Annotated in this window: 18 protein-coding genes and 1 pseudogene; 9 read left to right on the top strand and 10 right to left on the bottom strand. The window is 46.3% G+C overall.

Annotated features, from left to right (window positions below; all coding sequences use genetic code 11):
- Positions 1-205 precede the first annotated feature (205 nt).
- The 9 genes from HMPREF3027_RS00485 to HMPREF3027_RS09380 form a co-directional block, all read right to left on the bottom strand.
- The gene (locus HMPREF3027_RS00485; RefSeq protein WP_083317448.1) at positions 206-1,705 is read right to left on the bottom strand and encodes a PepSY domain-containing protein; all 1,500 of its coding nucleotides are present in this window, start codon (positions 1,703-1,705) and stop codon (positions 206-208) included.
- Positions 1,706-1,720: 15 nt separating this feature from the next.
- Positions 1,721-4,129, bottom strand: a complete 2,409-nt coding sequence (locus HMPREF3027_RS00480; protein WP_070706333.1) for a TonB-dependent receptor — start codon at positions 4,127-4,129, stop codon at positions 1,721-1,723.
- Positions 4,130-4,542: 413 nt separating this feature from the next.
- Positions 4,543-5,286, bottom strand: a complete 744-nt coding sequence (locus HMPREF3027_RS00475) for a 3'-5' exonuclease (RefSeq protein ID WP_070706332.1) — start codon at positions 5,284-5,286, stop codon at positions 4,543-4,545.
- A gap of 15 nt (positions 5,287-5,301) precedes the next feature.
- Positions 5,302-6,786 (bottom strand): proline--tRNA ligase, encoded by a 1,485-nt coding sequence (proS, locus tag HMPREF3027_RS00470; protein WP_070706331.1) that lies wholly within the window; start codon positions 6,784-6,786, stop codon positions 5,302-5,304.
- A 69-nt stretch (positions 6,787-6,855) separates the two neighbouring features.
- Positions 6,856-7,659: a nitrilase-related carbon-nitrogen hydrolase gene (locus HMPREF3027_RS00465; protein WP_070706330.1), complete on the bottom strand. Its 804-nt coding sequence runs from the start codon at positions 7,657-7,659 to the stop codon at positions 6,856-6,858.
- Complete coding sequence (locus tag HMPREF3027_RS00460; protein WP_070706329.1) at positions 7,656-8,234, bottom strand: 1-acyl-sn-glycerol-3-phosphate acyltransferase; 579 nt, start codon at positions 8,232-8,234, stop codon at positions 7,656-7,658. The genes HMPREF3027_RS00465 and HMPREF3027_RS00460 overlap by 4 nt, the downstream gene beginning before the upstream one ends.
- The gene (locus HMPREF3027_RS00455; protein WP_070706328.1) at positions 8,231-8,899 is read right to left on the bottom strand and encodes a polysaccharide deacetylase family protein; all 669 of its coding nucleotides are present in this window, start codon (positions 8,897-8,899) and stop codon (positions 8,231-8,233) included. Before HMPREF3027_RS00455 ends, HMPREF3027_RS00460 begins: the two co-directional genes overlap by 4 nt.
- Positions 8,896-12,156 (bottom strand): protein O-mannosyl-transferase family, encoded by a 3,261-nt coding sequence (locus HMPREF3027_RS00450; RefSeq protein WP_070706327.1) that lies wholly within the window; start codon positions 12,154-12,156, stop codon positions 8,896-8,898. The genes HMPREF3027_RS00455 and HMPREF3027_RS00450 overlap by 4 nt, the downstream gene beginning before the upstream one ends.
- Positions 12,157-12,651: 495 nt before the next feature.
- Positions 12,652-12,834, bottom strand: coding sequence for a PspC domain-containing protein (locus HMPREF3027_RS09380; protein WP_021902970.1), 183 nt, complete (start codon positions 12,832-12,834; stop codon positions 12,652-12,654).
- Positions 12,835-13,132: 298 nt separating this feature from the next.
- Here HMPREF3027_RS09380 and HMPREF3027_RS00445 point away from each other — a divergent pair, with 298 nt between their 5' ends.
- The 9 genes and pseudogenes from HMPREF3027_RS00445 (at position 13,133) to HMPREF3027_RS00405 (ending at position 24,169) form a co-directional block, all read left to right on the top strand.
- Entirely contained in the window at positions 13,133-14,794 is a 1,662-nt protein-coding gene (locus tag HMPREF3027_RS00445) for an AMP-binding protein (RefSeq protein WP_070706326.1), read from the top strand.
- 254 nt (positions 14,795-15,048) lie between these two features.
- Positions 15,049-16,965: a molecular chaperone DnaK gene (gene dnaK, locus HMPREF3027_RS00440; RefSeq protein WP_070706325.1), complete on the top strand. Its 1,917-nt coding sequence runs from the start codon at positions 15,049-15,051 to the stop codon at positions 16,963-16,965.
- A 249-nt stretch (positions 16,966-17,214) separates the two neighbouring features.
- Complete coding sequence (locus HMPREF3027_RS00435; RefSeq protein WP_070706336.1) at positions 17,215-17,421, top strand: helix-turn-helix domain-containing protein; 207 nt, start codon at positions 17,215-17,217, stop codon at positions 17,419-17,421.
- Positions 17,414-18,309 (top strand): annotated as a pseudogene (gene fic, locus HMPREF3027_RS00430) (protein adenylyltransferase Fic). Before HMPREF3027_RS00435 ends, fic begins: the two are co-directional and overlap by 8 nt.
- Positions 18,310-18,681: 372 nt before the next feature.
- Positions 18,682-20,553 (top strand): NACHT domain-containing protein, encoded by a 1,872-nt coding sequence (locus tag HMPREF3027_RS00425; protein WP_070706324.1) that lies wholly within the window; start codon positions 18,682-18,684, stop codon positions 20,551-20,553.
- A 43-nt stretch (positions 20,554-20,596) separates the two neighbouring features.
- Positions 20,597-21,271: a hypothetical protein gene (locus tag HMPREF3027_RS00420; protein ID WP_070706323.1), complete on the top strand. Its 675-nt coding sequence runs from the start codon at positions 20,597-20,599 to the stop codon at positions 21,269-21,271.
- Complete coding sequence (locus HMPREF3027_RS00415; RefSeq protein WP_070706322.1) at positions 21,246-21,590, top strand: hypothetical protein; 345 nt, start codon at positions 21,246-21,248, stop codon at positions 21,588-21,590. Before HMPREF3027_RS00420 ends, HMPREF3027_RS00415 begins: the two co-directional genes overlap by 26 nt.
- Positions 21,591-22,118: 528 nt before the next feature.
- Positions 22,119-22,283: a rubredoxin gene (rd, locus tag HMPREF3027_RS00410; RefSeq protein WP_021902990.1), complete on the top strand. Its 165-nt coding sequence runs from the start codon at positions 22,119-22,121 to the stop codon at positions 22,281-22,283.
- A gap of 191 nt (positions 22,284-22,474) precedes the next feature.
- Positions 22,475-24,169 carry a tetratricopeptide repeat protein gene (locus HMPREF3027_RS00405; RefSeq protein ID WP_070706321.1) on the top strand — a complete coding sequence of 565 codons (1,695 nt, stop codon included), beginning with the start codon at positions 22,475-22,477 and terminating at the stop codon, positions 24,167-24,169.
- A 93-nt stretch (positions 24,170-24,262) separates the two neighbouring features.
- On the opposite strand, the gene HMPREF3027_RS00400 is transcribed toward HMPREF3027_RS00405, so the two are convergent.
- A complete protein-coding gene (locus HMPREF3027_RS00400; RefSeq protein WP_070706335.1) occupies positions 24,263-26,242 on the bottom strand; it encodes a 6-phosphogluconolactonase in 1,980 nt (659 codons plus the stop codon).
- Between the last annotated feature and the right edge of the window lie 307 nt (positions 26,243-26,549).

Genomic DNA, 26,549 nt, shown 5'->3' with positions numbered 1-26,549 from the left:
CATTCTGCCTTACACACTTTTTGGGATACTACCAACCCCTGCCCCCCTCGAAGCTGCAAAACCGCCACTAAAATTAAAATCGGAACGCAAAAGGTAAGGTCCCCCATCCTATGGAGGACCTTACCTAAGCCTTTCCCCGATAGGGGATAAAGGGAGTGCCTATGGATATCCACTTAATCGGCTATCCCTGCTGTGTCCCACTACGTCACTGATGGTTATTGGGGCGGCGCTTTAGTGCACGTTTCAGGGCTCGCCATCCAAGGACCAAGCCAGTGACACTAACAACCGCTCCACCTGTGAGTAAGAAGAGCATGATACAGAGCCAAAGCGTAGGGTGTTCGTAGCTCCAGACAAATTTTAGCGAGTGGAGTTTTTGGTAGGCCCAACTATTGAGTCTCGTCGCCCGATTCTGTACGGATAAGTAGGGCTCCTCCAATGCGATGTAAAGGGTAGTCCCCTCAGCCGTCAAGAGGTAAAGTACTGGGAGAGGTAGCTTCCGCTTTCCCCGCGGATGGGGGAGATAATCGCCTTTATAGTGATGGAACACCGATGCCTCCTTCACCTCTATCGCTAGGTCAAGACCTTTGAGATAACTCACCACCTCCTCTTGGCTCAATGCCAGTGGGACAAGAGAACCATCATCATTGTATACTAGGTAGATAGCTGGTTTATCGCTCTCCTCAAGTTGATAGTACGGCCGCCCCATGTAGTGTGAGTAGGTCACCTGCTTCACATTGGGGTGCTGGGCAAGGATGGGCTCAAAGTGCATCACCTCATTGCCAGTAATAGCTCCTCCATCCTTAATGCTATAGAGCTCGGTACGAGGAGATGGACCAGTAAGCCAGCGGGGTAAGGAATCCAAGGACATCCAGCCGCTAAACATCCACGTGAGCACAATTATACCAAAGAGAAGCCCCGATATATGGTGCCAATACAGCCACTTGCCCGACCTTTTTGAGAAGGGCGACCAACGGCGTCGGGAGGATCTTCGGCTCTTCACTGTCCATACAACGCCCACAATGATGCCTGAAATAATCATCACACAGCCCATAATCCCCAAGACCACAAATATCCCCTTCCAAAGCTCCACATCTTGCCGAATTGGCCAGAAGTAAATCCAGTGAGGGATGGCACCAAAGTAGGCCATCCAGCGGTTGCTTTGGTTGGTCTCCTGCAACAGTCGGCCACTCTTGCCAGAGAAGTAAAGGGTTGTAGACTTCGGGTTCTCTACTGATACTTTAATAAAGGGCAAGTCCTCTCTACGTGAGGCAAAAGGTAACCACTGATTAAGCTGGTGCAATGTATCTACCCGAGCAGGCGAGAGCCCCGTAAGTCGAAGTGTTTTCTCCGTTAGCTCCTCCAGCGTTGGAGGGATATCGTCTATAGGCTTCTCGGAGCGAAGGTCCATCAAGACCTCACCTTGGGCCCCACTGAGCGAGAGCACAGCCCTCCCCTCCTCACGCTTCAGTGAGAGAGTTGTAGGGCTGTCTCCTGTGGCAGTGTGTGTCTGGTACCAATCAATCAATTCACCCGTGCTGGGTAGGGAGTCGATGTTTCCAATCGGGTCCAATAGAGCAAACGCTTGCTCCTTCTCCACTCGGGGAAACCCTGAAAAGATCATAAAGAAACCAGTGACGAACCACATCACTAGCAGAGGTGCCATTAATATGCCTAGCCATTTGTGCAAAAAACGCAAAAGCTTCATAGCATCCAGTAGTGCTTAGAATATTTTGTAGCGAATCATTAGCTTGAAATTACGAGGTGCAGCAGGTATCATCTGATTACCTAAAGACTGTGCAAAGTAGCTCTTGTCAAAAAGGTTGTTCAGCTGCAGTCCTACAGAGACACCGCTGTCTTTGATGGTGTAATTAGCTCCCACATTTACCAAAGTATAAGGGTCGTAGTAAAGGTTGCGACCAAAGTTCCTATATATTTTATCGGTAAATGTAACGCTATAGTTGAGGTCAAGTCCAGAAAGTATCCCCTTATCAATGGTGTAATTACCAAATGAGTAGAAAGTGTGCATTGGGATCCTATTGAGCCTATCACCTTTGTCCACACCACTTAGGTCCAATTCATTCTTCGCAATTTCTCCATACTTCACATCTGTGAGGCCATATCCTAGGCTGATAAAGAGGCGGTCAATAGGTCTGTAGTTAAGTTCCGTCTCCAGACCATTGGAGAGTACAGTCCCCACCTGTGCTACCACACTCTTATCTATGTTTTTACCATCCACTATTCCAGGGATCACTCCAATATTTCGGACTAGGTTATTCTGCTTAATATGGTATAGTGATAAGGTACCACTCAGCTTATCCGAGAAGCCAAAGCTACCACCTACCTCTGCTTGGTAACCAGTGGTTGGCTCAAATACCGCCTTCTTAAAGTCCAGCTTCGATTGGTCAATTATCTTACCATGGCGGTCCACTAAGATTTGCTTCTCACTAAAAGACCTCGCCCTACGGTCTGGTACAAAGAAGTTGGAAAAACTTCCATATATAGAGAGATCCTCAACAGGCTCATACACCATCCCCAATCGATAAGTAAGGGAGTTGTAAGTCAGGTTGGAGGTCAATTCGCCACGATCGTATTGAGCCTTGCGGTCTATGGCAGAGGACCTGCTGTAGTTTTTGATGCTATAATTATTATATCGTAGTGCAACAAATCCCTTCAATTGACTAGAGAAGTCCAGGACATCTTGGAAGAAAAGACCAATCACTTGAGTCTTTGAAGGCGAGGCCTTGCCAAAGCGAGAATGCATCAAGAGACTATTATCTGGTTGATAGGCCGAGACAATGGCATTCACACCAGGACCCCACACATCATCCTTATCATTTGGGTTATGAATAGCATAAGGCTGGCCAGCAACACCATATCCAGAGAATGATACCCTATCCATAAAGGTATATGAGCCACCAACTAAGATATTGTTGCCCACCGAACCAATGTTGAATTTACCAGAGAAGTCCAGTTGGTCCTGAATTGTCTGAGACTTATGCTGGAAGCGCAGTGGAAACGTACGCTGTACATGGTCAAGATCAATATAAGTCTTTTTCCCATTCCTTGTGTAAGAATAAGGGAAGATAGGCTTGTCGCTAGTAGGATAGCTTAGTGTTTCTGTAGAGAAGTAGTCAATAACATCATAGTTGTACATCGCCTTATTGGAGAGCTTCCACCCATTATCCATATAGAAAACGTAGCGAAGCATACCATTGGCATTAGTATTGTACATAAAGTCACTCTCCGTATTGTATCTCTGTGCTAGGTTAAGACCCCTAAGGAGGTCACCCTCACGATAGATCACCTTACCAGCAACTTCATCTGTAATATCGGCAGGCATCGTAGCGGGCAAGCCAGCTTCGGTACCATAATAATCGTGCACATAGCTCAGTCTCAAGTCTAGCACATGATTTGGTGCCAATCGGAAGTTGGTGTTATTATACAGCGAAAACCGCTTATCACCTCTATCTCGCCAGCCATCACCACCAGCCACATTTAGGTTGAAAAGCGTATTAATACCATCGACCACCTTTCCCCCAATGGTCCCAGATACTTGGTATGTATTCCACGAACCACCCATCAAGAGTAGCTCCAGAGTAGGCACATTCGTAGCCGACTTACGCACTATGTTAATAGCACCGCCAACAGATGAGTGGCCTGTTAGAATAGAGGCAGGCCCCTTGGTCACTTCAAGGGTCTCAACCATCGTAAGGTCGGGAACAGGATAAGAGTTGAAGGTGGTACGCTCGTCACGCATCCCATCAATCTCAATGGGGGTGTAGTCGAAACCTCTCACACTAAGTTGCTGAAACGCACCATAAGAAGTGCTCACATGCGCAGCAGGGGTAAATCTAACAGCCTCTTGGAAGTCAAAAACACCTCTAAGCTTCAGTGGCGACAAAGAGATCTTGGAGATCCTAAAGGGGAGATGCTTCATCTCCACATTGATTTTAGAGACCTTGTCGCGTCTAAAACCAACTACCTCTAAGCTCTTAAGGTGGTATACCGAGTCAGGCTCAGCTTTTGTAGGGTCGGTAACAGAATTCCCTTTTGCATTGATTGCTAAAGCATTCGTTGAAGAGCTAGCAAGAAGCAAGAGAATGATGAATGTTGTAAAATAATGCTTCATAAGATGATATAAATGATTGTAAATTAGCTCCACGACCAATTTGTGTCGCATAATGCAAGCATACGCACACTACAATGGTCGCAGAATTTATTTCCCGCAAAGGTACACAATTTGCCGCTCATTTCACCCTGATGCTCGGAAGTCTCAGGGGGTTACGCATTAAAAGGTCTTACCGTATGGTCTTTATCGGGGTGTCTGTGAGTAAGGATCTTGGGCGGGGAAAGGTCGAATAGGCAACCCGGCAAAAGAGGAGAAAAAGCATTTGCAATCTATTGATATACAACTATATACAAAGGCCAAAATGGAGTTGCAACTAAGCGATCGGCGAGTTGCAACTAAGCAAATGCCGAGATGCAACTAAGCAAATGACGAGTTGCATCTCAGTTTTTGGCGAGATGGAGACCCTCTTCAGATCAATGGTTATTAGGGAGCAGATGGAGCAGGCAGAGGCGGGTGAAGTAGACGTTTCTCCAAGAGATAGGACGAAGGCTATAAAAGCGTTGGGGTGGAATGCCGGCGAGCTCTTCGGTGAGGTGTACTAGGCTGGGGTATCTACTGTCGGGCGAGGTGCAGAGATAGGTCATGGTACAGAAGGTGGGGAGCTGTTCTAGTTCAGCTGTACGCGTAGGTGCAACTCGCCTCACGGTACCTAGCAATATAGCACGGTCGAAGGCGATATTATGACCTACGAGTATTGCCCCCGGTGTGAGGTCAGAAAACCACCGCTCCACTAGCTCTTGCTCAGAAATGCTGTAAGGGGTTAGATGCGTGTCAGAGATGCCATGTACTCTGAAAGCTTCGGGCGAACTACTCACCTCTTGTCGGACTCGATAGGTGTGCCGAGTGATCAACTTGTACTGTCCATCCAGTAGCGCCCAGCTCGCCTCTAAGATTCTAGCCTCATCTCCAACCTCTACACTGAGACTTGTGGTCTGTAGGTCTAGGATCATCCACTTTGCCACTGCCCTATCTCCCTCTGCCCTTGGGATTGGGTCTAATAAAGGGCTACGTACTGCAATTGGCTGAACGGCTCTCTCTCCTTGAAAGTCCGATAAGTTGGTCTTTATCTTAATGCTCGGCTTCTTATTATTAGGGTATAAAATAAGGGCGAGTAGCACAAGTGCTACCGCCCCCAATATCCAAAGTAAAGTAGTCATCCAGAGCCTCCTCTTTTAGTAGGCTCTTGCAAATAACACTCTACGTGCCGATGGCTTTCCACTGTAGATGCAAGTGCCTGGAGCGGTATCTCCGTCACTAGGAATACAGCGAATAGTCGCCTTAGTCTCCTCCTTGATCGCTGCCTCGGTCTCGGGTGTGCCGTCCCAGTGGGCGAGGATAAATCCGCCCTTCTCATCGAGCACTCGCTTGAACTCGTCGTAGCTATCCACCACAGTAGTATGCTCCTGACGGTAGTTGAGTGCCTTCTGATAGATATTCTTCTGAATATCCTCGAGCAGTTCGGAGATATACTCTACAATCCCCTCAAGTGCGTGGGTGCTCTTCTCTAGCTTATCGCGACGCATCACCTCAATCGTGCCATTCTCTAGGTCACGGCCACCCATGGCGAGACGGACCGGTACCCCCTTCAGCTCATACTCGGCAAACTTCCAGCCGGGCTTCCGATTATCAGAATCATCAAGCTTCACCGAAATGCCCTTAGCCCTAAGCTCCTTTTGGATAGGCTCTAGAGTTGCCTTAATCTCTGCTAGTTGCTCCTCCGACTTGTAGATAGGCACCATCACCACCTGAATAGGGGCGAGGTGTGGAGGTAGTACGAGCCCATTATCATCGGAGTGGCTCATGATGAGGGCACCCATCAATCGGGTGGAGACGCCCCAGGAGGTAGCCCAAACGAGTTGCTGATTACCCTCCTTATCGGTAAAGGTGACATCAAAGGCTTTGGCAAAGTTTTGACCAAGGAAGTGCGACGTACCGCTCTGCAGAGCCTTGCCATCTTGCATCAGTGCCTCAATCGTGTAGGTATCTACGGCACCAGCAAAGCGCTCCGTCTCACTCTTATGCCCTACGATCACGGGCATCCCCATGTACTCTTCGGCAAAAGTCCTGTAAACGCCAATCATACGCTCTGCCTCTTCCCTAGCCTCTTCCGAAGTGGCGTGGGCGGTATGCCCCTCTTGCCAAAGGAATTCGGCTGTGCGGAGGAATAGCCTGGTACGCATCTCCCAGCGAACCACATTGGCCCACTGATTGCAGAGGATAGGGAGGTCGCGCCACGATTGGATCCATCCTTTGTAGGTATTCCAAATAATCGTCTCAGAGGTGGGGCGAACGATCAGCTCCTCCTCCAGCTTTGCGGCAGGGTCTACTACCACGCCCGAGCCATCGGGGTTATTCTTAAGTCGATAGTGGGTCACCACAGCACACTCCTTAGCAAATCCCTCCACGTGGTCGGCCTCTTTGCTGAGGAACGACTTAGGAATGAAGAGCGGGAAGTAGGCATTGGAGTGCCCCGTCTCCTTAAACATTCGGTCGAGCGTCTGCTGCATCTTCTCCCAAATAGCGTAGCCATAGGGCTTGATCACCATACAGCCACGTACATCACTATTCTCAGCTAGGTCGGCTTTCATCACTAGCTCATTGTACCACCTAGAGTAGTCTTCGCTCCGAGGGGTGAGTGCGTCTATCTTCTTTGCCATCTTATCTTATTATCGTAAATATCATTCTTTATTCTGCGTCACAAAGATACCAAATAATCCTCTCACGGATTACCTTGGTAGCAGCTGGAAGGGGTCGAGGTCTTCGAGGACGGGGAAAGCACTCCTTCGTGCCATAAGGTCGGGGCTAGAGAGGGTGGCGGTGAGGAGGGTCTCCACTGGCTCTTTGCTCTCGCTTAGGCTCTCCCCTTCGCTATCAAGGATAAAGGAGTAGCCAGGGTAGACGAGCTTGGGGTGGGGGGTGCCGGCACGATTGGAGGCGACTAGATAGCTCTGGTTTTCAATCGCACGAGCTCGGAGTAGCCGCTCCCATGCCAGGTGGCGAGGACGAGGCCAGTTGGCAGAGCATAGGAGTAGGTCATAAAGACCCAGCTCTGGGTCTTGCCGCAGCCAAGTGGGGAAGCGGAGGTCGTAGCAGGTGCTGAGACGAATTTGCCAACCTTGGTAGCTCACCTGCACCCGCTCCTCTCCTGCCTCGAAGTGCTCCGACTCACCGCCTAGGTGAAATAGGTGCTTCTTGCGGTAGTAGGTCACCTCGCCTGTAGGGGTAACGAAAAGACCGGTGTTGCTTGGCTTGCCACTCGGACGAAGCTCCAAAAGTGTCCCATAAAGTGCCGCATCGTGTGCTGTGGCAAGAGCTTTCATCGTTTCTAGCCCTTGCTCGAATGCCTCGGTGAGGAACTCCCGAGAGAGGTCTGCCACCTTTACTAGGAACCCAGTGGTCCACATCTCGGGCAGCACTAGTAGGTCAAACACTTCCCCCTCCACAAGCTGCTTCACCTTAGTGATATTGGCATCAATACCCTTCTGCTGCTGCTCCATCTGTAGCGAAGCGACTACCAGCTGCTCTTTCATAGGTCTGCAAACTGCTGAGGGTACTTCGCCATACTGCTATCGAAGTAGCTGCGAATCTTGAGTATCGCCGCTTCAATATCGGTTTCGTCGGGCATAATAGAGGCGATGATGCCCACCTCCTTCTTTTTATAATCGATCTTAGCGAGGTCAATTGGTACGCCTGCCCCTTTCGCAATACGGTAGAATCCGCTCTTCCAGCGGTCACGGCGCTTGCGTGTCCCTTCGGGTGTGATGCCGATGTGTAGGCGGTCGGCTTTCTGAATCATCTTTACCGCCTGGTCTACCGAGGAGCCTCCGCTCTTGCGGTCTACTGGTAGTCCCCCTAGCGGCTTAAATATAAGGTTGAAGGGAAAGGTAAACCATTCCTTCTTGATTAGGAAGCGAGGTGTGACGCCGACGCCCCACGCTTTGTAGTATAGATACCCGATAATAAAGTCCCAATTAGAGGTGTGGGGTGCCACGCAGATGACACTCTTCGGGTGGAAAGTCTCGGGAAATATAGGGGTCCAACCGAAGCGGGCGAGTAGTCGCCCGGCCCAGTTGAGCGGTTTGTTATGGTTGTTAGGTTGGGTCATAGTGCCTCTGTTATTAATGAATGAGTCTCCTCTTCGCACCGCCCAGGTAGCCTTTTGAATTGATAGCCCTCCTCAAGGAGGTATTCAATAGACTTTGGTAGGGCGTAACGGAGATTGGGTTCACTCTTGAGTGAGTCATGAAATACGATGATGGAGCCGTCGCGAGTAAACCGCTTCACGGTATTGAGTACCTGCTGTGGGGTGACTCGCTTGGAGTAGTCTCGGGTTACCACGTCCCACATAATCAGTTGGTAGCGACTACTTAGCACCTTCAATTGACTTCGCCCAAGATGCCCATGTGGGGGGCGGAAGAGTGGCGAATGGATCAATTGATCGGCTCTCATGGTGTCTCTTATGTAGGCCCTTGTAGGGGTTGGCAATCCCTGTAGGTGGTGGTAGGTGTGATTGCCTACCGCATGCCCCTCTTGTAGAATGCGCTCAAAGAGGGGGTGGAATCGCCATACATTCTCCCCCACGCAGAAGAAGGTGGCTTTTACCCCGTACTTTGCCAAAGTTTCCAATACCCAAGGGGTCACCTCGGGGATAGGGCCATCGTCAAAGGTGAGGTAGACCGATGGCTGCTCCTCGTGTGGCAGACTAGGAATCCGCCATACTGCACCCGGAAATAGTCTGCGATAGAGTTTCGGTGGTTGCTCTATAATCATGGCTCTCGTAGCAATTTAATGATGCCGAGGAGGGTATTCTGATAGCTTGCTAGCTGTGCATCGTACTTTCCTTTGAGAGCATCGCTATTGCTATTACTTAGCTTCAGGGCCTCCGTTACAATAAGGAGGGCATTTTGAATGTCGGGCAGGGAGTTCATCATCAGCTCTGGCTTTAGGCGGAAGAACCAATCAAGTTGTTGGAGATAATCCTCTATCACCTTACTGGAGATCTCATCACCCTTCTTCGTCAGTCCTGCTGCATAGTATGCTTCTACTAGTGGAAGCGACGAAACGGAGTGTGGCACATTCTCCTCCAGCACTGCACGCTCAGCTAGGGCCAATACCTCCTTGGCACGCTCAAGGTCTCCACTCTCTGCCAAACCTTTGGCGAGTGGGGCGAAGATCATACTGCGGTAGGTCTCTACTAGTCGGCGCCCATTCTCATCGAAGTAAGTACCAGGCTTATCGGCACCACCCCAGCGGAAGCGTTGGGTGACATTGCGGTACATTCGCTCAATATCTACTTCACGGCCAGTGCCCCGCACCTCTACTGGTAGCACTTGATAGGCCATACCGGTCTGTCGGAAGTTGGAGGTCATGCCAACTCTTTGGTCCTCACCCACGGTGAGGGCGTAGTAGATGGGTCGCTCAAACTGATTGGTGGCCAGCATATCTAGGATGATCAGCTCGTGCCTTCCGAGGTATTGCTTCTTGGAGAAGTCAAAGTGCATCTCTGGTCGCCCTAGAGCCACTGTGTCGGCGGGCATCAGCGTGCCATTTGCCACCAGTTTAGCTGGGTCAAAGGCGAGTGATAGCTGGTCAGCTGGCATATAGTCAATCTGCTGAGCCACCCCTGGTATCTGCTTCAGTTTAGGGTCGTTACTTGCCACAAAGTCTAGACCCAAGCGTAGCGGGATTGTATCGGTGGTATTAGGGATAATGTAAGCGGTCAATCGCTTATCTCCACCATACTCATTGGGTGTCCAACTGATCGGCATCGGTGCCGCCTCGTAGCTCCATCGCTTCATCTGGTCAATGTACCAATCAGCCTGTAGGTAAGAGGTGTTGCAGACCTTGATATCTCGCCTTATCCCTTCGGTATCTTGTGCATACCAGAGTGGGAAGGTATCATTATCGCCGTTGCAGAAGATGATCGCATTCTCCTCACAACTCTCTAGATAGTTATTGCCAAAGTCCGAAGCAAGCGACCGCCCATTGCGGTTATGGTCATCATAATTCTGCTGAAATACCAATCCTACCACGGCTAGCCCTACTGCCGTAAAGAGCCCTGCGAGAGCGGGGCTCTCTTTTTTGCCCTTTGTGATAAGTGTGTGAAGGGCAGGCACCGACATACCAATCCAAATGGCAAAGGCGTAGAAGGAGCCAGCGTAGGCATAGTCACGCTCACGCACCTGATATGGGGGCTGATTAAGGTAGAGCACAATTGCAATCCCTGTCATAAAGAAGAGCGAGAAGATCACCCAGAAGTTTTCACGATCCCTACGTCGGCCATACAATTGAGCTACTAGCCCTATCAATCCAAGGATCAAGGGAAGCATATAGTAGCGGTTGTGTGCCTTGTTATCGGTCACAAAGCTAGGTTGCCCCTCTTGTGACCCCAAGAAGATCTCATCGAGCCACGAGATACCGGTGATCCAATTCCCCTTGTACACCTCTCCCTGCCCCTGTAGGTCATTTTGCCGACCGCTAAAGTTCCAGAGGAAGTAGCGCCAATACATATAGTTGAGTTGGTAGCTAAAGAAATACTTCAGGTTTTCGGCAAAAGTAGGCACTACCACGGTACGAGTCTTACCACGATCCGATACCGTCATCGTCTTTCCCTCTACATCGCCCCATATCTCATACCCCTGCTTGTAGTGAGGCATCATATTGCTATACATACGGGGGAAGAGCATCTTCATATCGCTACGATAGACAACAGACTCAGATATCTGCTTTTCGTACCGATTACCATTGCGGCGGTAGGTGGTGCTCTTCACCGTCTTTACCCTTCCCGCATCATCGTACTCAGGGAGTGCGGCATAGCTTTCTCCATAGATCAGCGGTGCTTTGCCATACTGCTCACGAGAGAGGTAATAGCGGAGCGAGAAGACATCCGATGGGGTATTTTGATTCATCGGGATATCTGAGTTGGCACGAATTAAGATCACTCCGTAGGTGCTCATCCCGAAGAGGAAGAGAAGCATCCCCATGGCAGTGGTGCTCATTATGTGCACTGGTAGCCGAGTCGCCTTGAAAAGATAGACCGCCAATCCACCGATGATTAATACCGGAATCACCCAACTGCTACCCATAAAAGGAATACCGATCAATATCACCGATACGAGGTAAAGCCCCTTTAGTAGCTGAGGCTTCACTGGGCGAGTGATGGTGAGGGAATAGGTGTAGACCAATAGCCCGATCATCACAATCAGATAGGCCACCAACCCACTATTAAAGGGCAGACCAAGGGTATTGACAAAGAAGAGGTCGAAGTAGCCTGCTATCTGTGGTACCCCCTGCATGATACCAAACATCAGTACCGCAATCAAGGCAAAGGAGCCGAGTACCGCCACCACGGCTCCTTTCCAAGTGGGCTTTTCGCTCTTGCGGAAGTAGTAGATAAGTCCCATGGCAGGGATGGTGAGGAGGTTCAGTAGGTGTACCCCCACACTTAGCCCCATTAGATAGGCAATCACTAATAGCCAGCGGTCACTCCCCTCTTCATCGGCCTCCGCCTCCCACTTTAGCATCAGATAAAAGACCAAAGCAGTGAAGAAGCTACTCATCGAGTAGACCTCCGCCTCTACAGCACTGTACCAAAAGGTGTCGCTAAAGGCATAAAGAAGCGCTGCTACCGCACCGCCACCGAGGTAAAGCACCACTTGGGTCTTGCTCACTGAGCTAGGGGCTACCCAGCTCTCTCCTAGCCAGTCGCTTCGGCGGATAAGATGCGCTGTCGTGAGGAAAAGCAACATAATGGTGAGCCCAGAGAAGAGTCCGCTGATCGCATTCCCCGCTGTGGCTATCCACTGACCTCCATTTGGAAAGAGATTAGCGAGCGTGTTGTAGACCAACATGTAAAAAGGGGCCCCAGGTGGGTGACCCACCTCCATCTTCGCAAAGGTGGTGATAAATTCAGGGCAGTCCCATACACTCGCACTCTTCTCCATCGTCACGAAGTAGACCGCACTACTCAGCACAAAGAGCAGCCACCCAAGGCTGCGCTCCAATACCTTATATCTCTTAATATCCATAGATGCCTTACTAGATGTATACAATATTGCACAAAGGTACTAAAATATCTCTTTGCTCAATATCTCGCCACGCCCGCACCCCTCCTTGCACGGTCTTATCGAACAAGTCAAATAAGTCGGACACGTAACCCAGTAAAAGCATAGAAAAAGGGTATTTGCAATCAACTGAAATACAAACACATACAAAGGCAAAAACTGAGATGCAACTAAGCGATCGGCGAGTTGCAACTAAGCAAACCGAGATGCAACAAAGCAAATGCTTAGTTGCAACTAAACTTTTGCTCTACTAGATAGAGGTTTTATGGAGGTGCTTAGAGATACCTTTTTTGTCCTGAATAAAATGATCCGACTCACAAGAGATTGAATAAAACCGGAGAGGACAGACTAATCCCTACCCCTAGTCACGGCTCGTAGAGTCAATGGCCAAGGGATTGTAAGGTAATCCCCCAGGATTACTTTACCTAGGGGGGCTTCTCTACCCCTTAATCGAGCTCCTTACTTACTTGGAATAACAATAAGGCAAATGATGTAGGCGAGTAGGCCTGACCCTCCCATTAGGGAGAAGAGCACCCATAAGAGACGTACTAGCGAAGAGTCGATATTAAAATACTCTGCAATGCCTCCACATACGCCTCCGACCATTCGGTCGTTACTGCTTCTGTACAATTTCTTTTCCATAATACTTAGTCTATTAAATGAATAGCTGTCTTTAGCAAAGGTACCTATAAAAAAGTTACGAAAGTGACAGTTGCACAAAGTGGGGCGTCTTCGTGCAACCGTCTCCTAATTGTATATCAGGTATTTGTGTCGATGCTATATGGGTAATATGAGATCCTGATTACGGGAAGCGTCACTATTCATTGCCAATAGCTAGCTCTATAATTGGTGAGATCAACTCTGGCTTCTCTTGTTTATCTCTGAAGATATATCTACCTTTGCACAGATTTAGAATATATGCGCCATAGATTATAGAATTATGATACAGCAGAACTTTATTAAGCTCTACGAGGAAAAGTATAAAGAGTATTGGGTGCTTCCCGCTTTTTCCAATTATGAAGAGGGGGTTACCTATAGTTTTGCACAAGTGGCCCAGTGGGTGGCACGTGTGCATCTGATTTTGGAGCATAACGAGATAAAACGGGGCGACAAAGTGGCTCTTATAGGTAAGGACTGTGCCGAGTGGTGTATGACGTGGATGGGCGTTGTCACCTATGGGGCGGTGGTGGTTCCTATTTTGCCAGAGTTTCATCAGGATGACATCCTTCATATCATAGCGCACAGTGATAGCCAGCTGCTCTTTGTGGGTAAGGAGCATGAGCGGTTACTGAGCCTTGAGACACTTCCGGAGGTAAGGGGTGCCTTTAGGATTAAGGATCTACAGACGATAGCTGAGCTTTCACGTACGGAGTTGGCAAAGGGTACGGATGTGTCATCGCTATTCAGTGCCAAGTATCCCGATGGCTTCACTCGGGAGGATGTGAAGTACCCTGAGATCGGCAATGACGAAATGGTCTTGATCAGCTACACCTCCGGTACTTCTGGCTTTAGCAAAGGGGTGATGGCGACGGCGAATAACCTGATTGCCAATGTGCAATTTGGGCAGGATGCCAAGCTTCAATTCCGTGGCGACGACTTGCTCTGCTTTCTTCCCAATGCCCACGCCTATAGCTGTGCTTTCAACTTCCTTTTGCCACAGGCACAGGGTACGCATGTCTATATCCTTGGCTCGAAGCCTACGCCACGTATTCTCTTGAAAGCTCTTCAGGATATTCGCCCAAAGCTGGTGATTTCGGTACCGCTAATTCTAGAAAAGATCTATAAGAATGTGCTCGCTAAGAAGCTGAAAGATAAATGGCTCTCACTGGCTCTGAAGCTACCCATCGTGAAGGGGGTGGTGCATAAGAAGATACGCAAAACCTTGATTGACACCTTTGGGGGCAATGTAAATGAGGTGATTATCGGTGGGGCGGCACTCAATCCAGAGGTGGAGGCGTTTTTGATGAAGATCGGCTTCCCAATCACGGTCGGATATGGCATGACGGAGTGCTCCCCTATCATCTCGTATACGGGGAACCGACAGTTTTTACATCACTCCGCAGGGCGTATTCTCCATAAGATAGAGGAGGTGCGTATTGATGGAGCTCAATCTATTGAGGGCAAAATGGTAGGCGAGGTGCAGGTAAGGGGCGAGAATGTCTGTCTCGGTTACTACAAAAACCCGCAGGCGACGGCCGACCTCTTTACAGAGGATGGCTGGATGCGGACTGGCGATCTAGGTTATATAGAGCAGGATACAATATTCCTCCGCGGCCGCTCTAAGGCAATGCTACTCGGTTCCAACGGTCAGAACATCTACCCAGAGGAGATTGAAGCGAAGCTGGCTATGCTCCCCTATGTGAATGATGCTATATTGGTGCAGCGTGACAAGCGTCTAGTGGCGCTACTATCAGTAGATAGGGCAGCGCTGGAAAAGGATGGGCATGCTACCGAAGAGGCGATAAAAGCGATTTTGGATGATCAGCGAAAGCAGGTCAATACTCAGATCGCTAGCTACGCACAGATCGCTGCTATGGAGATGATTGATGGGGAGTTTGAGAAGACCCCTAAGCAGAGTATCAAGCGATACCTCTACCACTAACAAGACCTTTGTACAAAGAGGAGCCATCAATTTGAGGGATCCTTATCGGACAAGTCAGACGGATCGGACAGATCGAACCAATGAGCGGATTTTTGGTTTGGCCTTTCTGAACTGTCCGATTCGTCTGATAAATTGCCGTGCGACATTCTCTTTTTGTGTCAGTCTTAGGTGACAGATTTGGCACGTTGGGAGGGTTGGCACATAGGTTGCTCTTATCTTGTCAGAAATAATTAAATAAAATACTGATTAAGATTATGGGAAAGATAATAGGAATAGACTTAGGAACTACTAACTCAGTAGTGGCCGTCCTCGAAGGCAATGAGCCAGTGGTGATTGCTAATAGCGAGGGCAAGCGTACCACCCCTAGTGTGGTGGCTTTTGTGGAGAATGGCGAGCGTAAAGTGGGTGACCCTGCAAAGCGTCAGGCCATTACCAATCCACAGCATACCGTTTACTCTATCAAGAGGTTTATGGGTGAGCGCTACTCTGCCGTGAAGGATGAGGCGCACCGCCTACCTTATAAGTTGGTAGAGGGGGAGAATGACACCCCACGTGTAGATATTGATGGTCGTCACTACACTCCACAGGAGATTTCGGCTATCATCCTGCAGAAGATGAAGAAGACGGCCGAGGATTATCTCGGTGCAGAGGTGACGGATGCGGTGATCACCGTGCCAGCATACTTTAGCGATGCTCAGCGCCAAGCTACTAAGGAGGCGGGTGAGATCGCAGGGCTCAAGGTACAGCGTATCGTGAATGAGCCTACTGCTGCTGCTCTTGCCTACGGACTAGATAAGAGCCATAAGGATATGAAGATTGCGGTATTCGACCTCGGTGGCGGTACCTTTGATATCTCTATCCTAGAGCTTGGTGATGGTGTCTTTGAGGTGCTTTCTACCAATGGTGATACTCACCTCGGAGGTGACGACTTTGACCACGTAATCATTGATTGGCTGGCTGAGGAGTTTAAGAACGACGAAGGGGTAGACCTACGTAAGGATCCTATGGCACTACAGCGTCTGAAGGAAGCAGCTGAGAAGGCCAAGATTGAGCTCTCAAGCAGTACTTCTACCGAGATCAATCTGCCATATATTATGCCAGTAGATGGTGTACCAAAGCACTTGGTTCGCACCCTCTCAAGGGCTAAGTTTGAGCAACTTAGTGACCGATACATCCAGGCTTGTCGTGGTCCGGTAGCACAAGCCTTGAAGGATGCTGGCTTGGCACCTAGCGATGTCGATGAGGTGATCCTAGTAGGTGGTTCTACTCGTATCCCTGCGGTACAGGAGATGGTGGCTAAGATCTTTGGTCGCGAGCCTTCGAAGGGTGTGAATCCTGATGAGGTGGTAGCTCTAGGTGCTGCTATTCAGGGTGGTGTATTGAGTGGTGATGTAAAGGATGTATTGCTACTTGACGTGACTCCTCTATCTCTTGGTATCGAGACGATGGGTGGTGTGATGACCAAGCTGATTGATGCTAATACCACTATCCCTACCAAGAAGTCGCAGATCTTTACCACTGCCGCCGATAACCAGCCTAGCGTGGAGATCCACGTGCTACAGGGTGAGCGTCCAATGGCAAAGGATAATAAGAGCCTGGGTAAGTTCAACCTCGATGGCATCCCAGCAGCGATGAGAGGGGTACCACAGATTGAGGTGACCTTTGATATTGATGCCAATGGTATCGTGAATGTCTCTGCTAAGGACAAGGGAACTGGTAAGGAGCAGAAGATCCGTATCGAGGCTTCGAGCGGTCTGAGCGATGCTGATATCGAGCGTATGAAGGCTGAGGCTGAGGCCAATGCTGAGGCCGATAAGAAGGAGCGTGAGCGTGTGGATAAGATCAATGAGGCTGATAGCGTGATCTTCCAGACTGAGAAGCAGCTGAAGGAGATTGGTGATAAGATGCCAGCTGATAAGAAGAGCCAGATAGAGGCAGAGCTAGAGAAGCTAAAGGAGGCTCACAAGGCTCAAGATGTGGCAGCTATTGATTCCGCTCTCTCGGGACTCAATGCGATTATGCAACAGATGAGCCAGGAGATGTACGCCAATGCTGGCGCCGATGCGGGAGCACAGCCAGGACCTGATATGGGAGCTCAAGGTGGTGCCTCTGACCAAGGCACTAAGAGCGATGATCATGTCACTGATGCCGACTTTGAAGAAGTGAAGTAAGCGTATTGAATACTTACTATAGGCAATAGGGTGAGCCAAGTTTTTGGCTCACCCTATTTTTATGACATACTCGACAGTGAAGCGCATCTACAATCAATGATAATAGTCACTCTAAACCCAAGTTTGACCCCAAAATATACTCTAGGGATCAAACTTGGGTTAAGAATTTTGAAGGAGGAGAAAATATCTCCTCTTTTTTTTCTTTATACAAGAATATTTACTACATTTGCGAACAATCAGATGATATTTATGGAAAGTCCAACTAATAGAATTAAAGAGGTGCTTATCGAGAAAGGGATTAAGCAAACATGGCTTGCAGAGAAATTCGGTAAGAGTTTCACTATTGTCAACTCATATGTTTGCAACCGCCGACAGCCAAGCCTCGAATTGCTATTTCAGATAGCAGAGATCTTGCAGGTTAATCCAAAGGAATTGATTAACACCCCAGATGAGTAACTTTATTATGGCAGTGCATAAAACATCTATCCGCTTTTTCAACGACCGTGAAGGTAGGGCGGTGTGGGACGACGCACACAATAAGTGGTGGTTCTCTGTACTAGACATCATTGCTGCAATTAACGAGCAAGATGATTACCAAAAGACGAGGAACTATTGGAAATATCTCAAAACAAAGTTGAAGAAAGAGAATAACGAACTAGTTAGTGCCACTAACCGGTTCAAAATACAAGCCTCAGATGGGAAACAACGATTGACAGATATGTTGGATGGAGAAGGGGTTGTTCTACTAGCAAAAGCAATACCCAATATCAGGACAATGGGATTTCTTGATTGGTTTACCTACAGCGGCAACTCCATTGATGAGCAGAGTAAGAAGAAGCCTACCAACTCTTTGAAAGTGGTATCTCGCAATCGACAGAGCCTAGTAGCATAAAGTATCTGCAACAGATACACGCTTATCTCTTTGGAGGACTGTATAACTTTGCTGGACAAATCCGTCCCAAAAATATTTCAAAAGGTGATTTTACCTTTGCTAATTGTATGCACTTCCCTGAAACCCTGCAAACAATAGAGCGAATGCCCGAAACAACCTTTGATGAGATTATGGATAAGTATATAGAGATGAACGTAGCCCATCCTTTTATGGAGGGTAATGGTCGCAGCACTCGCATTTGGCTTGACCTTATGCTGAAGCGTTCTCTCAAACGGTGTGTGGATTGGAGCCAAATAGACAAAAACGAATATTTGTCCGCCATGCGGGAGAGTGTTTCTGATAGTACACACATCAAGGCTTTACTGCTACCTGCACTCACCACCAAGATTGATGACCGAGAAATGTTCATGAAAGGTATTGATTATTCGTATTATTATGAGCAGAATGATTGATTATTAAATAAGATATCGGTCCTGTTATGAGACTAATCCTTGCTTCTATGACTCCTTGCCCAAACCACAAACAGCAAATGACATCAAGAACAATGAAAAATTAGTTATCATCACAAAAAGGCTTACGACTCTTTGCATAGGAATCGTACCATTAATTAGTAAAAATAGTATCTGCACGTGGTATACATAAGATGATTACTCAAAAAGTATCATTTCGTTCAAGAGAACTGCCATTGCTTTGGAGAATTTCATTAAGTAATGTAAGCATTGGAATGATAACAGTTCGGGAATTCTCGAAATTCATACAGCAGAGAAATAAAAGATAAATGCAAATAACTTGGGAATGGCAACTGAACCACAAAAAATATATTTATGAACAAAATTAGTAAAATAGAGGGATTATCACCCGATGACCTGAAAAAAGTATTTATAAAAATAATTGAACAAATAGGATTCTGTGAACTAACAACATTACAAGAAAACATAATACAGTGTTCTCAGATAAATCCTTTAGGAAAAACTTCCCAATGCTTTTTATTAATCTCTTCACATCTAACAGGATTGGTAAATATGGAAGAGATTAGCATGTTAATACATGAAGTTCAAAATAAGTCTAATTCAAATACAATCTCTATCGTATCTCCTTTTCATATTTCAAATGGATTTAAGAAAGAAATCTCTAAATTACAGGAAAACATATCTATCGAATATATTGACCGTGATAAATTAATTAAATTAATTGATGATCATTATAAGGATTTTTGGCGACATGATGACCAAATCCTATTGCAATACGAAAACGATTATAAAGAAAAAGTCTCTAATGATAATCAATTAAGAAGATTACAGCTTCCATCAGAAAAGTATAATCGTCTTTTGAGTATTTATATATCTCCTACATTATCTACACTTGTTGAGGATCCAAAAACGAAAACCATCATCCGAAAAAAAGCCGATATTAATTCCTTGCTGTTAGACAATAAACCTACACTCATATCTGGTCTATCTGGCTCTGGTAAAACCACCTTATTGAAAAATATTGGACTAGAAATTATTAAAAGAAATACAAATGGAAAATCCTTAAGGACAATTCCTTTCTATATTTTTTCTATGGAGTTTCTAGAAAATGATTTTGATATAGTCAAAATCATAAGGCTTAAGATGGATAAGTATTTACAAGGAAGTGAATTAAAGGATATTACAAAGGAATATAATATTCAAATACTTGTTGATAGCATTGATGAATTTGACAAAGATTATCAAGAGAGAATCCTAAAAGACTTACATGAACTTTATAAAAAGTTTGGTGTTAATTATTTCATTGGGACACGCGAAAGTGATAAGCTCAATGATTTGAGTAATTCTGAAGATTTACGTTCATTTGAGATTGCACGCTTCAATACAGAACAGATTAAGAGATTTGTTAGCAACTTTCTATCTGATGATAATAAAACGAACAATCTTTTAGATGCCCTTCGTGAAAATAAAATTTTAGAACGACTTCCCATCACACCCCTTACGCTTTCATTAATTACAATATTATACGAAGAAACCGACTTTGAAATCCCCGCAACAATAACAGATATATATAAAAATTTTAACACACTAATTGTGGGTAGAGGAGTTGTATCTTCAAAAATCGAATTTATTGATATCTCATTTAAAGAAAGAATCCTATCCGTCTATGCCCTTCATTTAATGGATGACGTAGAACACCATAAGCCTTTGTCTCAAACAGAATTTATTGATTTTTTTGTCGATTTCTTTCAGGATAAGACTTTACCAATAAAAGAAGGACAGCTTCGAGATGTCCTTGAATATTTGATTGCTAATACAGGGATTTTATATATTAAGGAAAGGCAATGGGTTGCATTTACTCATGACTCTTATATGGAATTTTACGCCGCATTAGAAATATTCAATTATAACAGAGAGCTTGAGCCCAAACTAATAGAAAACTTCTATGATTTACAATGGCAGAATGTGGCTATATTTTACGCAGGAATGACCAAAGACATGCCTGATTTTGCAAATAAAGTCTTAAATAAAATAAAGCATACATCCAAATGGTTTGATCTCTTAGCTTGTGTCCAAGGTGGAGGTTACATTGCACAAGCATTATATTTGACAGACAATAATATCCGAAAAGATATTGTCTTATCTGTCCTTGATGTGGTTCTTGAATGTAATGAATGGCTAAAAAAAAATAGCAACAGACCAATCTACGATTTTCAAGAACTATAAATTGCCTATTATTCATCTAATAAACTTCTTACATTTTTATGAAATGTTCAATTCAATAACACTTGCAGAGCCACTACAACTATCTTTTAATGAATTAAAAGATAAATATCGCCAGATTGTTGAAGACAATAGTAATGGTGATAAGTCACAATTACCTGCTCTCGGATTCAAGTTGTTAGAATTAGCATTTACAATGGATTCAAAAAGAATAAATCGCTCTCAGCCTTTAGAAGACATAGTTTTAAATGAACACATACTGAAGGATCCTAATTTATATATACTTGCAGACTTTTCACTAAGCCTTATGGGTAAAAATAAATACAAGGAAGTTAGAAATGAAATAAAAAGGAAATTTTCTCTATCTACAGATATCAGAAGCAAACTAGTTGATGACAACACATCTAGAATACGTTTTTCTCTATTGGATACAATACAACCTAATAGAAAAGTAAAGATATTAGTTGAGGGGAAAACTGATGTAACTATATTGGAACATGCATTTATGGTATTAACCAATGGATCTATTCCATACTGGAAAGCTAGTATGGCAACATCCAATGGAACTACTGGTTCTTCAGCCAGTGTATCTAGAGCAGTTGCAACAGCAGTATCATTCAAAGACGACTATGACACAATTATTGGTTTATTTGACCATGACGCCGCAGGGCTTAAAGAATATCGTTATCTCCAACATGATTTTAATAAAAAAAAAAGTTGACTATATAAAAAAGCATAAAGAAGGAAGTGTTTTTCTACTAACTTTACCGATTCCAGACTCAATGAGTCAATATCTGCAGCCAAAACAAGAATTTAATTTTTTTGAAATTGAGCATTACTTTGGCCATGATTTTTTGCAGAAACACGATATGCTTAAAACAACGCCTATTGCAGATATATTTACTATAAACGAAAAGAAAAAAGCTAACTTCGCTAATATAATTACCCAAATATCAGATATAAATATATTTAATAAATTTATAGATCTATTCAAAGCAATCGATGAAATTTGTCATGTAGAAATAAACTATGAAGTATAGAGTTGAGCGATAACATCCAAGATGTTTTCTAATCAATACTACTCAAATTGAGGAAACATTTTTGCATCATACAAATATAAATCATTGATAATCAGCATAGTATATATTTGAAGAGGTGAAGTAAGCGTATTGAAGACTTACTAGAGGCAATAGGATGAGCCAAGTTTTTGACTCACCCTATTTTTATGCATTGCATGGCGGTGAGGGGCATCTACAATCAATGATAATAGTCGCTATAAGCTTTTGGCTGTAATTATGTTGCAGGGGTTACGCATTAGAAAGTTCTTACCGTATGGTTTTTAACAGAGTGTCTATAAGTAAGGACCTCGGAAGAGGTCCTTACGCCATTATCCTCAACAGATTGAATATCATCATTCGTACAATAGTCTTTTCTAATGAGTAATCCCTGAATTATGTTGGGAGAGGGTTGCCCGATATCACTATTTTTAGGTATCTTTGGCATGGATAGGCAGTTGTGGCTTATCCAGTGATATTGAAATATTTCACAAAACATAAAATAATAGGAATATGCAGAAGTATATTTGCGAGCCATGTGGCTATATCTATGACCCAGAGCTGGGTGACGAAGATGGTGGAATTGCACCAGGTACTCCATTTGAGGACATTCCTGAGGATTGGGTTTGCCCCGTTTGTGGTGCAGAGAAGAGCGACTTCGCTCCTTACAACGAATAAGACTAACCCCCTGATAGGGTAGAAATTAATTGCTGAACAGCTACATGGTTTATCTATGTGGCTGTTCGCTATTTAGAATGCCACGACAGTCACAATATTAGAAGGACAATGGTTTAATAATGTGGCGTAAAATGGGTATATTTGTAACTGTGGAAATTATTTACGTTTTAATTATATAAGTATTTGACTTTATGAAAATCAAGAATCTTCTGCTGAGCACACTCTTTGCAGCACTTGTAGTGCTGATGTCGTCGTGTGCAGGCAAGTTAAAGCCACTCGATGCTAGGCAAGTATCAGTTGATCCTCAGCCACTTGTGCTAATTGGCGGTGAGGTGCCAGCAACCATTAACATCAACTTCCCAGCTAAGTGGTTCAATAAGAATGCCGAGGTGAGGGTAACGCCAGTGCTTAAGTATGCTGGTGGTGAAGTATGGGGAACCACTTATAACTTCCAAGGCGAGAAGGTACGTGGAAATGCCACCACTATCCCTTATGGTATGCCAAAGAGTGTGACCATCCACTCCAACTTTAAGTACAAGCCAGAGATGGCAAAGAGTGATCTTATCCTGATCTTCTCTGCACGCATTCGTGGCAAGGAGGTACAGCTTCCCGATGTTAAGATCGGCGAGGGTGTTGTGGCTACTGAGGCTCTTGCTAGTGCTGCCTTTACCACTCCTGCGATTGCGCCCGACGCATTCCAGAGAATTATCAAGGAGAAGTACGATGCTGATATCCACTTCCTTATCCAGCAAGCGAATGTGCGTAGCACGGAGCTCAACTCTGCCGATGTGCGTGAGTGGAAAGGGATTGTGGAGAGTGCCAATATCACTCCCAACCAAAATGTAGATGTAGAGATTCAGGCCTATGCTTCACCAGATGGTGGTCGCGAGCTCAATGAGAAGCTCTCGGCACAGCGTGAGCGTAACACCACTGCTACCATTGGGCGAGACCTCAAGCGTGCCAAGGTAGAGGTGCCTATGTCAGCACACTATACAGCTCAAGACTGGGAAGGTTTCCAGAAGCTAGTGGAGCAGTCCAATATTCAAGATAAGGAGCTGATCCTATCTGTCCTCTCAATGTACAAGGATCCTGAGACCCGTGAGCGCGAGATTAAGAATATCTCTTCTGTCTTTAGTCAGTTGGCCGATGAGATTTTGCCACAGCTCCGTCGCTCTCGTCTGATTGCCAATATCGAGATCATCGGTAAGAGCAATGAGGAGATCGCAGCGCTTTCAAAGAACGAGCCAAGCAAGCTGAATGTAGAGGAGCTCCTTTACTCTGCGACGCTAACGAATGACAAGGCAGAGCAACGTAGGATCTACAATCAGGCGGTGGCTCAATTCCCAGCCGATGCACGTGCCTACAATAACCTTGGCGTGCTAGCCTATGAGAATGGCGATTACGCTACAGCAAGTAGCTACTTCCAAAAGGCTGCAACCAAGGCTCAGCTCCCTGAGGTGAAGATGAATCAAGGGCTACTGCAGCTACTAGATGGCAACCTCGAGGAGGGTGAGACCCTGATCGGGCAGGCTACCAATGTGCCTGAGCTAGGTGAGGCTCTTGGACTGATCTATATACAGAAGGGTAAATATGCTGAGGCTGCCAAGGCACTTTATGATGTAGCAACCAATAATGGTGTATTGGCTCAGATCCTTAATAAGGACTATAATCGTGCCAATCAGCTACTCAATCAGATCGTAGCTAAAGATGCTACCACATACTACCTACAAGCATTGATGGGGGCTCGTACCTCTCAGACCGATGTGATGACTGAGGGTATACGTCAGGCAGTACGCCTGCAGCCAGGTATGGCTACTAAGTTCCTCAACGATAGAGAGTTTGCCCGCTATGCTAGCCAGAGCTACTTCCAAAGTGCACTGAAGTAAGCACTTCTCTTTATCAATAACAAAGCTAGCCAGCTCCCCAATTGGGAAGCTGGCTAGCTTTTTATATTGATATGCCAAGTCAGTTGGCTATCATTAGTCGATGGGATGGTAGCGGACGAAAGCCTCAATCGCTTCGTAGCTAGCTAGTCCAAGGTCTTGGTAGAGCTGTGCTGTAGCGCGGTTGCGATCCTCGGAGCGCTGCCAGAATAGGCGCTCATCATCACCTAGGAAAGGAGCACTCTCCATCTGCGACTGGTGCTTGAGGATGCTATTCCGCTTGAAGCGAAGCTCCTCGGGACTCATAGGCACTGCCATCTCGATATGGTCAATCTCCCACTCAGCCCACGCACCACGGTACATCCAGATCCACGTATCCTTAAACCACTCTTCGCTCTTTACTTGGTCAATAGCTGCTAGGGCGACATCTAGGCACACCTTGTGAGTACCGTGTGGGTCGGCAAGGTCACCCGCCACAAAGATTTGGTGAGGCTTCACCTCGCGAAGCAATTGGATCACGATATCCACGTCGGTCTGAGTCGGTGGGTTCTTTTTGATGCCTCCGGTCTCATAAAATGGCAAGTTGAGGAAATGTACATGGTCCTCCTTAACTCCAATAAAGCGGTCGGCTGTGCGAGCCTCCTCTACACGGATCGCTCCTTTCATAAAGCGTACCTCAGGTGTCTCAATAGAGCCCTCCTCCTTTTCGTATAGCAAGAAGTGTCGGAGTTCCTCGGCATGCTGGTGGAGCTTGCTATCAGCCATTCCCAAGTGCTCTGCGGTATTGCGAAGGAAAGAGAGATAGCGGATCACCTCCTCATCACCCACGGCGATATTGCCCGAGGTTTGGTAGGCTACATGCACATCATGCCCCTGCACCACCAAGCGACGGAAGGTACCTCCCATAGAGATCACATCGTCATCGGGGTGTGGGCTAAAAATAAGCACCCGCTTCTTAGCCGGCAAGGCACGCTCAGGCCTATTAGAGTCATCGGCATTGGGTTTGCCCCCTGGCCAACCGGTGATGGTGTGCTGGATATCATTAAACACCTTGATATTGGCATCATAGGCAGAGCCATAGACCGTAAGCAGCTCTCCCAGTTGATGGTCGGAATAATCTTGATTGGTCAGCTTCAGGATAGGCTTATTGACCTTCTGGCAAAGCCATACAATGGCACGACGAACTAGCTTAGGCGTCCACTCAATAGAGGTGACCCTCCAAGGGTGATTGATACGAGTGAGCAGACTGGCCGCCTGTAGGTCGGTGTAGACTCTTACGTGGCTGTGAGATTGGAAGTAAGAAGCAGGCAAGCTCTCCGTCATGGGCTCCTCCACTGCCTTGGCGATCACCTCGGCCTTGGCCTCGCCCCATGCGAGAAGGATTATCTTACGTGCTTCACTCAAGTTCTTTAGACCGATAGTCACCGCTGTAGGAGGTACATTCTCTTTAGTATTAAAGGTGCTAATGGCCTCCTGAACCGAGGTGCTATCCAGTACCGACAAGTGCGTACCCTGCGACCAGATAGAGCCAGGAGAGTTGACCCCCACAGAGCCTCTACGACCCAACCCAGTAATAAGGAGGTCAATGCCCCCTAGCTGATGAATACAGTCGTCAAACTCCTCAATGGCACGACCCACATCCTCCTTGGAGAGCTGGCTATCCAAGCCATGAAGATGCTCATCGGGAATACCCACATGTGTGGCGAAGTGCTCTTTGATCTGTGCTAGTACGCCTGTGTCTTTATTGGGAAGGGGTACAAATTCGTACATAGGGAATAGGTGTACATTCTCAAAAGAGATGCCCTCTTTTTCCCGCATCTGTATCAGTGCCTTGTAGATAGGCTCGGGGCTAGTCCCAGCCGAAAGCATAATGGTGTAGGGCTGGTTGCCTTTGGCCTTTATATCTTTGCAGATGGTTCGGGCGATGCTCTCCGCCGCCTCCTCTGGGGTGGGCGATATGGTTACCGGCATACGCTCGAAGCTAGTCAGAATCCCCTCTTCATACGCATTGGAGGGTCGGTACAATCTTTCTTCTACCTGAGTGAGTGCAATCTGATTGCTCAATCCAAATCTCATAATCATCTCTATTTATTGTGCAAGCTTGATAGTTATTATTATATGACGACAAGATACTTAATATTTTTCTAAAGGCAAATGAATTAGCGATAAACTTCGGGGGTTATGCATTGTAGAAGCCTTCTCTAGGGGGTCATCTTACAGAATTTTCACCCGCGAAATAAGGCAAAAACAGACGAAAAAGGGGGTACAAAGGTCCTCTTCTCAATCGACTGGAATTCAATACTATACAAAAGCGTTTATCGAGATGCAACTAAGCAATCGGTTAGTTGCAGGTAGTATCCCAAAAAGTGTGTAAGGCAGAATG

Origin of the sequence: Porphyromonas sp. HMSC077F02 (assembly GCF_001815465.1) — a bacterium.
GTDB classification, from domain to species: domain Bacteria; phylum Bacteroidota; class Bacteroidia; order Bacteroidales; family Porphyromonadaceae; genus Porphyromonas_A; species Porphyromonas_A somerae.
Note: the sequence above shows the minus strand (reverse complement) of the source record. Positions and strands in the feature narration are given on the sequence as shown.